This window comes from Uliginosibacterium flavum, from assembly GCF_040566545.1.
GTDB classification, from domain to species: domain Bacteria; phylum Pseudomonadota; class Gammaproteobacteria; order Burkholderiales; family Rhodocyclaceae; genus Uliginosibacterium; species Uliginosibacterium flavum.
On record NZ_JBEWZI010000026.1, the window covers coordinates 35,893 to 49,422 of the forward strand.

General features: G+C 58.0%; 16 protein-coding genes. 11 read left to right on the plus strand and 5 right to left on the minus strand.

All coding sequences use genetic code 11. The features are described from left to right. Positions 1-10: 10 nt before the first annotated feature. From ABXR19_RS17750 to ABXR19_RS17760, 3 genes are read right to left on the minus strand one after another with little or no spacing between them, the layout of a single operon-like run. Entirely contained in the window at positions 11-574 is a 564-nt protein-coding gene (locus tag ABXR19_RS17750) for a DUF3106 domain-containing protein (protein WP_354602490.1), read from the minus strand. Further along, positions 544-930, minus strand: coding sequence for a DUF3619 family protein (locus ABXR19_RS17755; protein WP_354602491.1), 387 nt, complete (start codon positions 928-930; stop codon positions 544-546). Before ABXR19_RS17755 ends, ABXR19_RS17750 begins: the two co-directional genes overlap by 31 nt. Next, entirely contained in the window at positions 927-1,541 is a 615-nt protein-coding gene (locus tag ABXR19_RS17760; protein ID WP_354602503.1) for an RNA polymerase sigma factor, read from the minus strand. The genes ABXR19_RS17755 and ABXR19_RS17760 overlap by 4 nt, the downstream gene beginning before the upstream one ends. A gap of 54 nt (positions 1,542-1,595) precedes the next feature. Between ABXR19_RS17760 and ABXR19_RS17765 the strand changes: the two genes are divergently transcribed. The 5 genes from ABXR19_RS17765 (at position 1,596) to ABXR19_RS17785 (ending at position 7,383) form a co-directional block, all read left to right on the plus strand. Then, positions 1,596-3,305: an acetolactate synthase 3 catalytic subunit gene (locus ABXR19_RS17765; protein WP_354602492.1), complete on the plus strand. Its 1,710-nt coding sequence runs from the start codon at positions 1,596-1,598 to the stop codon at positions 3,303-3,305. Between the two features lie 21 nt (positions 3,306-3,326). After that, the gene (gene ilvN, locus ABXR19_RS17770; protein ID WP_354602493.1) at positions 3,327-3,818 is read left to right on the plus strand and encodes an acetolactate synthase small subunit; all 492 of its coding nucleotides are present in this window, start codon (positions 3,327-3,329) and stop codon (positions 3,816-3,818) included. 73 nt (positions 3,819-3,891) lie between these two features. Then, positions 3,892-4,908 (plus strand): ketol-acid reductoisomerase, encoded by a 1,017-nt coding sequence (gene ilvC, locus ABXR19_RS17775; protein ID WP_354602494.1) that lies wholly within the window; start codon positions 3,892-3,894, stop codon positions 4,906-4,908. A gap of 116 nt (positions 4,909-5,024) precedes the next feature. Beyond that, complete coding sequence (pssA, locus tag ABXR19_RS17780) at positions 5,025-5,810, plus strand: CDP-diacylglycerol--serine O-phosphatidyltransferase (protein ID WP_354602495.1); 786 nt, start codon at positions 5,025-5,027, stop codon at positions 5,808-5,810. A gap of 28 nt (positions 5,811-5,838) precedes the next feature. After that, the gene (locus tag ABXR19_RS17785) at positions 5,839-7,383 is read left to right on the plus strand and encodes a 2-isopropylmalate synthase (RefSeq protein WP_354602496.1); all 1,545 of its coding nucleotides are present in this window, start codon (positions 5,839-5,841) and stop codon (positions 7,381-7,383) included. A gap of 106 nt (positions 7,384-7,489) precedes the next feature. On the opposite strand, the gene ABXR19_RS17790 is transcribed toward ABXR19_RS17785, so the two are convergent. Further along, positions 7,490-7,840 (minus strand): DUF2069 domain-containing protein, encoded by a 351-nt coding sequence (locus ABXR19_RS17790; RefSeq protein WP_354602497.1) that lies wholly within the window; start codon positions 7,838-7,840, stop codon positions 7,490-7,492. Between the two features lie 112 nt (positions 7,841-7,952). Between ABXR19_RS17790 and ABXR19_RS17795 the strand changes: the two genes are divergently transcribed. Continuing rightward, complete coding sequence (locus ABXR19_RS17795; RefSeq protein WP_354602498.1) at positions 7,953-9,173, plus strand: YihY family inner membrane protein; 1,221 nt, start codon at positions 7,953-7,955, stop codon at positions 9,171-9,173. On the opposite strand, the gene ABXR19_RS17800 is transcribed toward ABXR19_RS17795, so the two are convergent. Continuing rightward, positions 9,161-10,654: a cyclic-di-GMP receptor FimW-related protein gene (locus ABXR19_RS17800; RefSeq protein WP_494338514.1), complete on the minus strand. Its 1,494-nt coding sequence runs from the start codon at positions 10,652-10,654 to the stop codon at positions 9,161-9,163. The two genes, ABXR19_RS17795 and ABXR19_RS17800, sit on opposite strands and share 13 nt — an antisense overlap. A gap of 194 nt (positions 10,655-10,848) precedes the next feature. On the opposite strand from ABXR19_RS17800, the gene rpsP reads away from it, so the two are divergent. From rpsP to erpA, 5 genes are all read left to right on the plus strand, one after another. Then, the gene (rpsP, locus tag ABXR19_RS17805) at positions 10,849-11,100 is read left to right on the plus strand and encodes a 30S ribosomal protein S16 (protein ID WP_354602500.1); all 252 of its coding nucleotides are present in this window, start codon (positions 10,849-10,851) and stop codon (positions 11,098-11,100) included. Positions 11,101-11,117: 17 nt separating this feature from the next. Further along, on the plus strand, positions 11,118-11,627 hold the full coding sequence (gene rimM, locus ABXR19_RS17810; protein WP_354602504.1) for a ribosome maturation factor RimM: 510 nt from the start codon (positions 11,118-11,120) through the stop codon (positions 11,625-11,627). Beyond that, on the plus strand, positions 11,624-12,415 hold the full coding sequence (gene trmD, locus ABXR19_RS17815) for a tRNA (guanosine(37)-N1)-methyltransferase TrmD (RefSeq protein ID WP_354602501.1): 792 nt from the start codon (positions 11,624-11,626) through the stop codon (positions 12,413-12,415). Before rimM ends, trmD begins: the two co-directional genes overlap by 4 nt. Before the next feature lie 77 nt (positions 12,416-12,492). Next, positions 12,493-12,858, plus strand: coding sequence for a 50S ribosomal protein L19 (gene rplS, locus ABXR19_RS17820; protein ID WP_354602502.1), 366 nt, complete (start codon positions 12,493-12,495; stop codon positions 12,856-12,858). A gap of 156 nt (positions 12,859-13,014) precedes the next feature. Beyond that, positions 13,015-13,365: an iron-sulfur cluster insertion protein ErpA gene (gene erpA / locus ABXR19_RS17825; protein WP_354602505.1), complete on the plus strand. Its 351-nt coding sequence runs from the start codon at positions 13,015-13,017 to the stop codon at positions 13,363-13,365. The last annotated feature ends 165 nt before the right edge of the window (positions 13,366-13,530 follow it).

A 13,530-nucleotide genomic window follows, 5' to 3' on the forward strand; every position in this document is an offset into this window, starting at 1 on the left:
CGGAGGACGCTTAGGGGGATTGGCTGCTGATGGGGGCTACAACGGCCAGCGGGCGAGATTTGCTGCTGGGTGGTGCTTGTACCAGCAGTTTCGGAACCGCGGTGGCGTAGGGCGCTGCCGGCTGCGAGGCGTTGGCCGGGACTGCGATCCGTGCGATGGGCGCGGCTTGCAGGCGTTCTTTTTCTTCGTTGGAAAGCGCCTCGTACTCTTGCCACTTACGACTGAGTTCGATTTTTTGCTCTTGTGGCGCGGTGCGTAATTTCTTGTACTGGTTGCGCGCCAGGTCGCGTTGCGCAGGGGTCAGCGCAACCCATTCGCGCATCCGGTCCTGCATGCGAGCCTGCTCGACCGGGCTTAGCGCGGCATAGCGGCGAGCTATTCCCAGCCATTTTTGTTTGCGCGTTTCCGGCAGGCTATTCCATTCTTTGGATAGCGGGGCGAGCGCCGTCCGCTGCTGTGCATTGAGCGTGCTCCAGGCCGGCGGGCTTGTTGCTGCGCCAAGGACTTGAGCTTGAGCTGGCGCCAGCAGCGCCAGCAGCAAGATCAGGGCTGCGAGGAGTTGTCGGCCAGCCATGAATGGAAACCCTTGTCCAGATAAGCGCCGATAGGGAGATCGTCGGACAGCAAGGCTGAGTCGATATCTTCAAGTTCGTCCTGACGTTGCGCAGACATGAGGTAATTGCCGCCGAGGACGGCCATCGTCAGTGCGAGCGCCATCAGGAAGGGGCGCAAATGGTCCTCGCACCAGTCCAGCGTGTGGCGACCCGCGCCGACCAGAGATGGCTGGGGTGCCAGAACTCCCGCCAATGCGGCTTGGCGGGCGCTATGCAGGCGTTCCGCAATTGGTTTGTCGATTTGTGTCAGCCCGGCATTCAGCTGGTGCCGGATGAATTGACCGAATTCGCGTTCGTCGAGGGGTTTGGTTTTCATAGTTCAATTCCTTTCGCGCGCAGGGCGGTCGCAAGGGTGTGCGTGGCGCGCGAGCAATGCGTTTTAACGCTGCCTTCGGAACAACCCATTGCGGCAGCTGTCTCGGCAATATCCATTTCCTCCCAGTAACGCATGAGGAAGGCTTCACGTTGACGCGCCGGGAGTTTTTCAACCTCCCGCTCAATGATGCCAAAAGTTTGTGACTGTTCCAGCTGGCCTTGCGGGCTGGCTGGAAGGAAGCCGGCGTTGTCTGCTTCAATGCTTTCCAGCGGGTCGCTGTCGAAATCCTCGTTGTTGCCGCCAAAGGCAGACAGCAGGCTGACCCAAAGGTTTCGCACCTTTGAGCGACGCATATGATCGCGAATTGCATTCTGCAGGATGCGCTGAAACAGCATCGGGAACTCTTCCGGCGGCTTGTGAGCGTACTTCTCGGCCAGACGCAACATGGCGTCCTGCACCACGTCGAGTGCGGACTCTTCGTTGCGCAGCGCAAATTGTGCTTGCCGATAGGCTCGCCGCTCAACAGAGGCGAGAAAGTCGGAGAGTTCGAGACGAGATGCCAGAGTCTGACCTGTTCTGTGTGAGGCTTGGGTGCCCTTGCCTTGACCAATCGCGGTCGCGCCGGTAAGGTTACGGGTTCTTTTGTTGGCTTGCTAGGTGCTGTAATGGTCTTGACCGGTGCGGAAATTGTAGTGAGGTGTCTGCAGGAAGAAAAGGTCGAGTATATCTTCGGCTATCCGGGCGGCGCTGTCCTCTTTCTTTACGACGAATTGTTCAAGCAGGACAAGGTTCGTCACGTGCTGGTGCGCCATGAGCAGGCGGCTGTCCATGCTGCGGACGGTTATGCCCGGTCTACCGAGAAGGTGGGCGTAGCGCTGGTAACCTCCGGTCCGGGGGCAACCAATGCCGTTACCGGGATCGCCACTGCCTATATGGACTCGATTCCGCTGGTCATTATCAGCGGACAGGTGCCGACGGCAGCTATCGGCCTGGATGCCTTCCAGGAAGTGGACACGGTGGGTATCACTCGACCCTGCGTGAAACATAATTTCCTGGTTCGGGACGTTCGCGACATTGCGGCGACGATCAAGAAGGCTTTCCTGATCGCCAGTACCGGCCGCCCTGGCCCGGTGCTGGTAGATATTCCCAAGGATGTGACGGCGCAGCGCTGTGAGTATGCGTATCCGGAATCCGTCAATCTGCGTTCTTACCACCCGACCGCAAAAGCCCCTTCCGAGCAAATCCTGAAGGCCGTGCAAATGCTGCGCGAGGCGAAGCGCCCGGTGATTTATGCCGGCGGCGGCGTGGTGCTGTCGAACGCGGCAGAAAAACTGACCAAGTTGACGCGTTTGCTGGGCTTTCCCTGTACCAATACGCTGATGGGGTTGGGCGGTTATCCTGCCAGTGACAAGCAGTTCATCGGCATGTTGGGGATGCATGGCACCTATGAGGCCAATATGGCCATGCATTACTGCGACGTGCTGCTGGCGGTGGGCGCGCGCTTTGATGACCGGGTGATTGGCAATACGGCGCATTTCATGCAGGAGCCGCGCAAGATCATTCACGTCGACATTGATCCGTCTTCGATTTCCAAGCGCGTCAAGGTTGATTTGCCCATCGTCGGCGATGTGGGCGATGTGCTGGATCAGATGATTGCGTGTCTTGAGGCGGATGTTGCCCATGCCGAGGCCGACAATCTGGCCGCTTGGTGGCACCAGATTGATGAGTGGCGTCGACGCGACAGCATGGGCTACAAGAATTCCGACGAAATCATCAAGCCGCAGTTTGTGGTGCAGAAACTCTGGGAAGTGACGGGCGGCGACGCTTTTGTGACGACCGACGTGGGCCAGCATCAGATGTGGGCTGCGCAGTATTACCCCTTTGATCAGCCGCGTCGCTGGGTGACTTCGGGTGGTCTGGGAACGATGGGGTTTGGTTTGCCTGCTGCCATGGGCGTGCAGTTGGCACATCCGGGCGCTCCGGTGGCCTGTATCTCGGGTGAAGGTTCGATCCAGATGTGTATTCAGGAGCTTTCGACCTGCAAGCAGTATCGCTTGCCGATCAAGGTGATTTGCCTGAACAACCGCTATCTGGGCATGGTGCGGCAGTGGCAGGAAATTTTCCACGGCAACCGTTACTCCGAGTCTTACATGGATTCCTTACCGGATTTTGCCAAGCTCGCCGAGGCTTATGGCCACGTTGGCCTGCAGATTACCCGGCCGGGCGACGTTGAAGGCGCGTTGCGCGAAGCCTTTGCGCGCAAGGACGATCTGGTGTTCATGGACTTCCAAGTGGATCAGACCGAGAACGTTTATCCAATGATTCAAGGCGGCAAGGGTCTCAACGAGATGATCCTGTCGTCTGAAGATCTGTGATTACTGACTGAGCAGACAGCCATGCGACACGTACTTTCTCTCTTGCTGGAAAATGAAGCCGGCGCCTTGTCTCGCGTATCGGGCCTGTTTTCATCCCGCGGCTACAATATTGAATCCTTGACCGTAGCGCCGACCGAAGATGCTTCGATGTCGCGCATGACCATCGTGACCTCCGGCTCGGATGAGGTGATCGAGCAGATCACCAAGCAGCTCAACAAGCTGGTGGATGTGGTCAAGGTGTTTGATGTGTCGGAGGCTCCGCACATCGAGCGCGAACTGATGCTCGTCAAGGTGCAGGCTGTCGGTGCTGCACGCGAAGAAATGAAGCGCATGGCGGATATCTTTCGCGGACGCATCATTGATGTAACTGATTCCAGCTATGTAATCGAGCTGACCGGCACCCAGGAAAAGCTGGACTCTTTCCTTGGCGCCATTGAAGGCAAGCTGATTCTTGAAACTGTGCGATCCGGCGTTTGTGGCGTAGGCCGTGGCGACCGCGTACTGAAAATCTGATGAGGGGCGTGGGGGCGACGCAGCAGTTCGGCCTCCTCACCCTTCTTTTACCCCTCACTTGAAAGGAAACGCAATGAAGGTTTATTACGATAAAGACGCAGATCTTTCTCTCGTCAAAGGCAAGCAAGTCACCATCGTCGGTTATGGCTCGCAAGGCCATGCTCACGCACAAAACCTGCGCGACTCTGGCGTTAACGTCACGGTCGGTCTGCGCAAGGGCGGCGCTTCATGGGCCAAAGCCGAAGGTGCTGGCCTGAAGGTTGCCGAGATTGCCGATGCAGTGAAAAACGCTGACATCGTCATGATCCTGTTGCCGGACGAGAATATCCCCTCTGTGTACAAGAACGACATCGAGTCGAACATGAAGGCGGGCGCTGCACTGGCGTTTGCTCACGGCTTCAACGTCCATTACAACCAGGTCGTGCCGCGTGCCGATGTGGACGTGATCATGATTGCGCCGAAGGGCCCGGGCCACACCGTGCGCTCCGAGTATCTCAAAGGCGGTGGCGTGCCGTCCCTGATCGCGATCTATCAGGACAAGTCCGGCAAGGCCAAGGACATCGCCCTCTCTTACGCCGCAGCCAATGGCGGCACCAAGGGTGGCGTGATCGAGACTGACTTCCGCGAAGAAACTGAAACCGACTTGTTCGGTGAGCAGGCTGTGTTGTGCGGCGGTGCCGTGGAACTGGTGAAGATGGGCTTCGAAACCCTGACCGAAGCCGGTTACGCGCCGGAAATGGCTTACTTCGAGTGCCTGCACGAACTGAAGCTGATTGTGGATCTGATGTACGAAGGCGGTATCGCCAACATGAACTATTCGATCTCCAACAACGCCGAGTACGGCGAGTACGTGACCGGCCCGGAAGTGATCAACGAGCAGTCCCGTGAAGCGATGCGCAATGCGCTCAAGCGCATCCAGACCGGCGAATACGCCAAGATGTTCATCCTCGAAGGCCGCACCAACTATCCGTCGATGACGGCGCGTCGTCGTCTGAATGCAGTGCATCCGATTGAAACCGTTGGCGGCGAACTGCGTGCGATGATGCCGTGGATTGCCAAGAACAAGCTGGTGGATCAGTCCAAGAACTGATCTGGCTGGTTTTGAGGGGGAAGAAACCGAGCACTTGATGCGCCCGGTTTCTTCCCCCTCGTTGTATTCTGCAAGCTGATTTTCAACGCCCGGCTTGGCCGGACAAGGGGCATGACATGAGTGAGCAAGTTCCGCAGGCTGATGAGTCCGAAGAAAAACGCCGTAGCCGCGCGATCTATATTCTGCCAAATCTGTTCACCACGGCCGCGCTGTTTGGTGGTTTCTACGCCATCGTGCAGGCCATGAACGGGCGCTTCGAACATGCCGCCGTGGCTATTTTCATATCCATGGTGCTGGACGGGCTGGACGGTCGGGTGGCGCGTCTGACCAACACGCAGAGCGAATTCGGCGCCGAATATGACTCCTTGTCGGACATGGTGGCGTTTGGTGTCGCGCCGGCCTTGGTGACTTACGAATGGGCGCTCAAGGATCTCGGCAAGCTGGGCTGGATTGCTGCGTTCGTTTATTGCGTCAGTGCCGCTCTTCGCCTGGCCCGCTTCAATACCAATATTGCGGTCGTCGACAAGCGCTTCTTTCAAGGCTTGCCCAGCCCTGCAGCAGCTGCGCTGCTTACGGGCTTTGTGTGGGTGATGATTGACAATGACTTCACGGGCTCCGGCAGTTTTCTTGGCATTCCCATGCCTTATCTGGCCTGTGGTTTCGCCCTGTTTTCGGGAGTCAGCATGGTAACCAATGTACTGTTCTGGAGCGGTAAGGACATCAACCTGCGCCGCGCCGTGCCGTTTGCCGTGCCGCTGGTGATTGTGGGTGGCCTGGCTGCCGTGAGCAGTTACCCACCCGGCGTGTTGTTCGGTTTGTTCGTGTGCTATGGACTGTCGGGCTATGTGATGACGGCGGTACGCCGCCTGCGTAAATTGCGCGCGACGCCCGTGTCCAGATAAAACCGCCACCCCTTTCGGAGAGTTTTTCATGAGTGATCGCCTGGTCATATTCGACACCACCTTGCGCGATGGCGAACAAAGCCCGGGCGCATCAATGAGCCGTGATGAGAAGGTGCGTATCGCGCGTCAGCTGGAAAAGATGCGGGTTGATGTGATCGAGGCGGGTTTTGCCGCGGCCTCGAATGGCGACTTCGACTCGGTGCGCGCCGTGGCCGAGGCGATCAAGGATTCGACCGTGTGTTCGCTGGCGCGGGCCAGCGAGAACGACATCCGGCGTGCGGGCGAGGCGATCAAGCCCGCGAATTCGGGGCGTATCCACACCTTCATCGCGACCAGCCCGATCCACATGGAAAAGAAGCTGCGCATGACGCCCGATCAGGTCATCGAGCAGGCGGTGAAGGCTATCGGCTGGGCGCGCGGCTATACCGACAATGTCGAGTTTTCGGCTGAAGACGCGGGCCGCTCCGAGATCGACTTTCTGTGCCGCATCTTCGAGCAAGTGATCAAGGCCGGCGCGAAGACGATTAACGTGCCGGATACCGTCGGCTACAACATGCCTGAGCAGTTCGCCAGCCTGATTCGCACGCTGATCGAGCGCGTGCCGAATTCCGATCAGGTGGTTTGGTCGGTGCATTGCCATAACGATCTGGGTCTGGCCGTCGCCAATTCGCTGGCGGCCGTGATTGCGGGCGCGCGCCAGGTTGAATGTACGATCAATGGTTTGGGCGAGCGCGCCGGAAATGCCTCGATGGAAGAGGTGGTGATGGCGGTGCGCACGCGCGCCGACATCTTCCCGGTGACGACCCGTATCGATGCCACGCAGATCGTGCCGGCCTCCAAGCTGGTGTCGCAGATTACCGGCTATCCAGTGCAGCCGAACAAGGCCATCGTAGGCGCCAATGCCTTCGCGCATGAGTCCGGCATCCATCAGGATGGCGTACTCAAGCATCGTGAAACCTACGAAATCATGCGTGCCGAGGATGTGGGCTGGACCAATAACCGCCTCACCTTGGGCAAGCTTTCGGGTCGTAATGCCTTGCGTGCGCGCCTGCAGGATCTGGGTATCGTGTTTGAATCCGAAGAGCAGCTCAATGCCGCCTTTGCGCGCTTCAAGGAGTTGGCCGACAAGAAGCAGGAGATCTTCGATGAGGACTTGCAGGCGCTGATGTCGGATGAAGTCGTAACCCCCGCGCACGAGCACTACAAGCTGGTGGCCTTACGTGTGTGCTCCGAAACGGGCGAAGTGCCCTCGGCCAGTCTGACCTTGGCGGTTGGTGGGCAAGAGCAACAGGCCGTGGCGAATGGCTCCGGCCCTGTGGATGGCGCTTTCAAAGCCATCGAGCAGATCGCGCAGAGCGGCGCTGAACTCTTGTTGTATTCCGTTAATGCGATTACCGGCGGCACCGATGCGCAGGGCGAGGTCACCGTACGCTTGTCCAAAGGCGATCGGGTGGTGAATGGGCAGGGCGCAGATACCGACATCATCGTCGCTTCGGCCAAGGCTTATCTGAATGCCTTGAACCGTCTGGAGTCTGGCGGTCAGCGTCTCGATCCGCAGGGGCAGACGGTCTGAGAGCCTTGCCTGTAAAGGGTTTGTCGGCTGCATGCTCGAAGAGGCTTTCTGGATAAGCCTCTTCGGGCGATATGCTTGAAGGTCCTTGCTGGGTGCGGATCTTGGCTCAGGCCTGGCGCGAGGGCGCAGAGTAGTAGGCAAAGGCGCAGCACAGCGCAAACAGCAGTAGCGCGAGCAGGGATTCGCTGCCGCCCAACCAGGCGGCCAGACCTTTGTCACCCCACGCACGCAGTACGCCGGCGGTGAAGTAGAACCAGATCAGCAGGCTCATCCACTGGTAGGTGTAACGCCGGGCGTAAAGAAAACCGCGCAGCGCCGCCAGCAGAGGAAGTACTTTGAGGACCAGCCAGGAGCCGCCGGGCCGGACTGGCGCAAGCCACAGTTCGGTGGCCAGACAGAGTGCGATCAATCCAAGCAGGCAGGCGAGTGAGGCTAAACGCAGATTGCGCAGTGACATGGGAATCCGTTGGGCAGGAGAAGGTCGTTGGTCGGCGGCGGCGCATGACTCTGCATGCCAGCCTTTAGAATGTCTCGCATTATACGAACCATCGTCCTAGACCGGGTATGTGATGAAAGCTCGAATTATTCCCGCCCCAGCGTACGAACTTGCTCAGCTTGTCCGCCAAAAATTCCTTGAGGTTCGCGTCCTGCAGACGGCCGGGTCGCTGACTTATACAACCTTGTTGTCGCTCGTGCCGATGATTACCGTCGTGCTCATGGTGATGCGTCAGTTTTCGCCCTTCATGAAGCTGGGAGAGGGGATGCGCGGATTTTTGCTGCAGAACCTGTTGCCTGATCGGGCCGGTAAAGTAGTGGCGACCTATGCACTGCAGTTCAGTGAAAAAGCTTCCAGCCTGACGATTGTGGGGACGGTCTTTCTGGTGGTGACGGCGGTTATGCTGTTCGCCACGATTGATCGTACGTTCGCCAGTATCTGGACGGTGCGCCGCCCGCGCGCCTGGTATGTGCGGATCCCTGTTTATTGGCTGGCGCTCACGCTGGGACCGCTCCTGTTTGCGGGAAGTGTAGCTGCCGGCAGTCAGCTGCTGGCAATCTCTTCCGGAGTCGTGTCGGAAGTCGCCTGGGGGCGAGCCTTGCTTGACCGGGTGATGACAGCAACGCTGTTGGCGGCGCTGTTCACCTTCATGTTTCATGTCATTCCGAATCGCCGATTGAATCTCTGGCATGGCGTGGTGGGCGGCCTGGTGGCGGGGGTCGGGGTGGTGCTGGTGCAGCGCCTGTTTGGTTTCTATCTCACCAAACTGCCGAACTTCACGCTTATCTACGGCACCTTCTCAGTCGTTCCGATCTTTCTGATCTGGGTGTATCTGTCCTGGTTTGTGATCTTGCTGGGCGCGACCGTGGCGGCCGTGTTGCCAGACTTCAAACGCCGGCACCGCGTGTTGCCGCGCACCCCTTCCGGGCGGATTCTTGTTGCCATACGCCTGGCGCTGGCTTTGATTACAGCACAGCGCCTGGGTTTGCCGGCTGAGCTGGAATCTCTGGCAAATGCCTGTCGTGAAACCCAGGTACGTACCGAATTGATGCTGGAGGAGATGCGTCAGGCTGGCTGGGTGGTGCGAACGGAGGATGGGGCGTGGATGTTATGCGTCGCAGCCGACGCTCTTCGGCTCGGCGATCTGATGGCACGCGTTGTTGTTGGCGTGGCGGAGGAGCAGAGTCACGAACCGGGCATTACGCTCGACGACCAGCAGCTGCTGAATGCGACGATTGGTCAGATGCGCGCGGCGATGGCGCAGCCAGTGTCTGCGCTGGCTCAGATCGGGTAGGGGTCGATCTCGAACTGGAACAGCTCTACATTCGAAGTCTGCAGATCCAGCGTGAGCAGACGGCACTGGGCGATGTAGAGCCGATCGATGTCAGACACCAGTGAGAAGCGCCGCGAGGTATAGGTGCCGGCTGGCGCCATCACTGCCTGATGTTGCCGCAAAGCCGGGAGGACCGGCAGCACCAGTGCGCAGGCCATGCCGTTGGCTGTCTCGCCGCCACGGAAGCCGACTTGAACTGGAATTGCTCCACGCGACACCATCTGCAGGCCGATCTCGATATGTTCGGCCGCATCGCTGCGCAGCCAGCGGACTACGCACAGATTCCAGGGGTCGAGCGCATCCCGTCGCAAAGCGACGGCCATACCGGCGGAAAGACCGCTGGCACGACCTTGGAGCTGCATGATTGCGTAGCCGCCGGGACTTTCGTTCGAAACAGTCCAGTGTGAAACCAGCGACTGTGGCTGTTTGTCGTTGCTGTGCAATACCGCCCAGATGTTAGGCAGGCCGACACAGGCTTCGACCTTGTAATCTTGTTTGCGACGGGGCTGTTCGCGTTTGGGCGGCGTGGCCCAGCGTTGGCGCAAGCGTTCGAGTAAGGATGCGGGTTGCACATCAGGAAAATTCGGATCAACCCCAAGCTCATTCCCGCCGCGCCCGCCTTCGTGGCGTGCCAGTTGTTCGCCCGCCCGGCGGGCCAGTCCCGTTGTCGAGAAAAACAGGAGTGATTTTCCCTCCGGCGGATCGCGCCGCACACAGGCTTGTGGCTCGGCGCCCCCGTGTGGGTCCAGCCAGTACCAGGCGCCGTCAAAACCTGGCGGGCGTTGTTCTTGTACATGCACTTGGCCGCTGATACGCGCCAGGTACTCGGCAGCCCAATCCAGCTCGCCGGGTGAAAGGCTTTGTGGCTCCAGCGAAATCATGGCCAGCAGACGTTTGTAGGCAAACAGCGCCGTCTCAACGGGGCTGCCTGCCGGCTCCAGCGTTCCGAGTTCGATGCGCGATAGCGCGTAGAGGCGATATGCAATGCGCCAGATTTCCGACTCAACGTCCATGCCGGCCTGGGTCATGGTCAGGAAGTATTCGCCGAGCAGCCTTAGTGCGCGCGCAGAGGCCGTTTCGTTCAGGCGTTTTTGTGGTGTGCCAGCGCGAGCATCGGTGTCGGTGAGTACGCGCTCAAAACCGAGGGCTACGCGCTTGAGGGCTTCAGCAACATTGCGCGCCCGATTCATTTGCGGGGCGGGCAATGGGAGTGCATGGCCACGCAAGTCACGTCGATGTTCGACGCACAGGCGTAGAGCACGGCTGTAGAAAAGCTCAATGCAGCTGTGAAACTGCGAGCTTTGAATCGTCGGACTATGAAGCGCATCCAGCTGTTGATTCAACCTGAGCGCTTCGTCAATCAGGTCCGTGTTTGGTGGAGATGCAAGCCATTCCAGGATCGAGTGCGTCGCGTCTGCGGTGGATGCTGTGTCTGTGGACATGAGCTGGGACGTGCCGGATTGATCTGGATTTCTATTCTAGCAAGGAACCGTGGTCTGGGCGCTCAAGCCATAGGGCGAAATTGCTCGATCTGTAGAGGAACTTGCAGACAAGGTATTGAGTTGGCCGTATATGTAGGCTATGATCCTCGGCTCTCGGCAAATTGATGCCGGACTGACTTTTCAGGACACTGAACATGGTTGTTATTCGTCTAGCCCGTGGCGGCGCAAAAAATCGCCCTTTCTACAACATCGTTGCGACCGATTCCCGTAATCGCCGTGATGGTCGTTTCATCGAGCGCGTGGGTTATTACAACCCGGTCGCCGCCGAGAGCGAAAAAGGTCTTTCGGTTAATGTCGAACGCCTGACCTATTGGCAGCAGAATGGCGCGCAGATGTCGCCGACCGTTGCTCGCTTGGTCAAGCAGCACGCCAAGACCGCTGTTTGATTGCTGGTTCTGGCGGCATGATCGTAATGGGGCGCATTGTCGCCCCTTTCGGCATTCATGGCTGGTTGAAAATTCAGCCTATCGGTGACGATCCATTGTCGTGGCGCACGATGCCGCAGTGGTGGATTGGCAAAAGCCCCGAATCTCAGCGTGCTGAGGATTGGCAGGCTTTGGCGCCGAGAGGATTGCGCCTGCATGGTAAGGGCGTGGTGGCTGCGCTTGAAAGCGTGGGCGATCGTACTGCTGCTGAAGCGGTAGCTGGCTGGTTTATTGCCGCGCCGCGTGAGGCTTTGCCGAAACCGGGCAAAGATGAATATTATTGGGCTGATTTGATTGGCTTGCGCATAGTGGGTAGCGGTGGCATGGCATTGGGCGTTGTGAGTAAGCTTCTTGAGACCGGAGCCCATGCGGTGCTGGAAATCGAGGACGGTGAAACTCAGCGCTTGATCCCCTTTGTGGCTGCTTTTATCCGGCAGGTGGATCTGGCTGCTGGTGAGATTCAAGTTGAGTGGGAAGCTGACTGGTGAGTGATCTGGAGGGGCTGCGGCGTTTCGATGTCGTCACGATCTTTCCGGAAATGTTCGCTGCGGTGCGTGATTTCGGCATTTCTCGCCGTGCTGTCGAGCGAGGCTTGTGGGCGTTGCAGTGCTGGAATCCGCGAGATTACACGCACGATATTCATAGAACGGTTGATGATCGGCCTTATGGCGGCGGCCCAGGGATGGTGATGATGGCCCCGCCTTTAGCGCGCGCAATCGAGGCTGCGAAAGCGGCCCAGCTCGCTGCGACAGGAAGGACGGGCCGGGTTGTTTATCTTTCGCCGCAAGGGCGTCCGCTCGATCACTCGGGCGTGATGCGTTTGGCGCAAGAGCCTGCGCTGGTGTTGTTGTGCGGAAGGTATGAGGGCGTCGATCAACGTTTGATTGATGCTGAAGTGGATGAAGAGGTCTCGATTGGAGATTTCGTTGTCTCCGGTGGTGAGTTGCCTGCGATGCTATTGATCGACGCCATCGTGCGCCATTTGCCAGGCGCACTGAACGATGCGGACTCGGCGGTTGAAGATTCTTTTGTTGCTGGCTTACTGGACTGTCCGCACTATACGCGACCAGAGATCTACGCCGATGAGCGAGTCCCGGCTGTTTTGATGTCGGGAAATCATGCCGAAATCCGGCGTTGGCGTCTGAAGCAGGCGCTGGGTTGGACTTGGCGGAAGCGACCGGATTTGCTGTTGAAGCGAGTCTTGGGACGTGATGAAAATTTACTGCTTGAGCTATTCAAGCAGGAAAACAGCCTTGCAGTGGATCGCGAGGTATAACAAAGGCATGTATCAGGTGGCGACCTGCTCTGCATGAACGGCCTGGGTAGCAGGCTTCATTTTGATTGGAGATACGCATGAATCTGATTCAACAGCTCGAGCAGGAAGAAATTGCCCGTCTTGCCAAGACCATTCCCGAATTTTCCCCTGGCGACACTGTGGTCGTTCAGGTGAAGGTGAAGGAGGGTACCCGCGAGCGTCTGCAGGCTTATGAGGGCGTGGTGATTGCCAAGCGCAACCGCGGCCTTAACTCTTCTTTCATCGTTCGCAAGATTTCGTCTGGTGAGGGCGTGGAGCGCACGTTCCAGACTTACTCTCCGCTGGTGGCTAGCATTGAACTGAAGCGCCGCGGTGATGTTCGTCGCGCCAAGCTGTATTACTTGCGCAGCCGTTCAGGCAAGTCGGCTCGCATCAAGGAAAAGCTGGTTTTCAAGAAGGCTTGACCTTTTTTGATGTGCCGTCTGTCAACGCCCCGCTCACGGGGCGTTTTTGTTTGTGTGCCGGAACTTATGGCCGATAGCAAAATCCAATCGCCACATGTGGGCTATGTGCTGCAGAATAGCCGAATGGAACTGCTGAGCCATCTTGTAGGAGAAAACATGAACGTCGCAACCGAAATGCCGGATCCGCTGGTTTTTACTGACAGTGCGGCCAATAAAGTCAAAGAGTTGATTGAAGAAGAGGGTAATGCTGACTTGAAGCTGCGCGTCTTCGTGTCTGGAGGCGGTTGTTCAGGCTTTCAGTATGGATTTACTTTTGATGAAGAGGTGAATGAAGACGACACCCAATTGCAGAAAAACGGAGTAACCCTGTTGATCGACTCCATGAGCTACCAGTATTTGGTGGGGGCTGAGATTGACTATGCAGATGGGTTGGAGGGGTCGCAGTTCGTGATTCGCAACCCCAACGCCACAACTACTTGCGGTTGCGGCTCTTCGTTTTCTGCTTAAGTTTTGTTGCCATTCAAAGGGCGCTTCGGCGCCTTTTTGGGTTCATGCAGGGTAGGACGTTATGCAAGGAGTTTTAACTTTTTATTGAGAAGACCTTGACGCGAGGCTTGGTCTTGGCCATAATTCCGCTTCTCTGCTGATGACGAGTTTGTTCGAAACCGGCAG

What these genes read in the sequence shown, in the direction of transcription:
- rimM (WP_354602504.1), top strand. Translation starts at nt 11,118, where the DNA reads ATGATCGTAATGGGGCGCATTGTCGCCCCTTTCGGCATTCATGGCTGG.
- ABXR19_RS17790 (WP_354602497.1), bottom strand. Translation starts at nt 7,840, where the DNA reads ATGTCACTGCGCAATCTGCGTTTAGCCTCACTCGCCTGCCTGCTTGGA.
- ABXR19_RS17755 (WP_354602491.1), bottom strand. Translation starts at nt 930, where the DNA reads ATGAAAACCAAACCCCTCGACGAACGCGAATTCGGTCAATTCATCCGG.
- ilvC (WP_354602494.1), top strand. Translation starts at nt 3,892, where the DNA reads ATGAAGGTTTATTACGATAAAGACGCAGATCTTTCTCTCGTCAAAGGC.
- ilvN (WP_354602493.1), top strand. Translation starts at nt 3,327, where the DNA reads ATGCGACACGTACTTTCTCTCTTGCTGGAAAATGAAGCCGGCGCCTTG.
- ABXR19_RS17785 (WP_354602496.1), top strand. Translation starts at nt 5,839, where the DNA reads ATGAGTGATCGCCTGGTCATATTCGACACCACCTTGCGCGATGGCGAA.
- ABXR19_RS17800 (WP_494338514.1), bottom strand. Translation starts at nt 10,654, where the DNA reads ATGTCCACAGACACAGCATCCACCGCAGACGCGACGCACTCGATCCTG.
- pssA (WP_354602495.1), top strand. Translation starts at nt 5,025, where the DNA reads ATGAGTGAGCAAGTTCCGCAGGCTGATGAGTCCGAAGAAAAACGCCGT.
- rplS (WP_354602502.1), top strand. Translation starts at nt 12,493, where the DNA reads ATGAATCTGATTCAACAGCTCGAGCAGGAAGAAATTGCCCGTCTTGCC.
- ABXR19_RS17795 (WP_354602498.1), top strand. Translation starts at nt 7,953, where the DNA reads ATGAAAGCTCGAATTATTCCCGCCCCAGCGTACGAACTTGCTCAGCTT.
- ABXR19_RS17765 (WP_354602492.1), top strand. Translation starts at nt 1,596, where the DNA reads ATGGTCTTGACCGGTGCGGAAATTGTAGTGAGGTGTCTGCAGGAAGAA.
- rpsP (WP_354602500.1), top strand. Translation starts at nt 10,849, where the DNA reads ATGGTTGTTATTCGTCTAGCCCGTGGCGGCGCAAAAAATCGCCCTTTC.
- ABXR19_RS17750 (WP_354602490.1), bottom strand. Translation starts at nt 574, where the DNA reads ATGGCTGGCCGACAACTCCTCGCAGCCCTGATCTTGCTGCTGGCGCTG.
- erpA (WP_354602505.1), top strand. Translation starts at nt 13,015, where the DNA reads ATGAACGTCGCAACCGAAATGCCGGATCCGCTGGTTTTTACTGACAGT.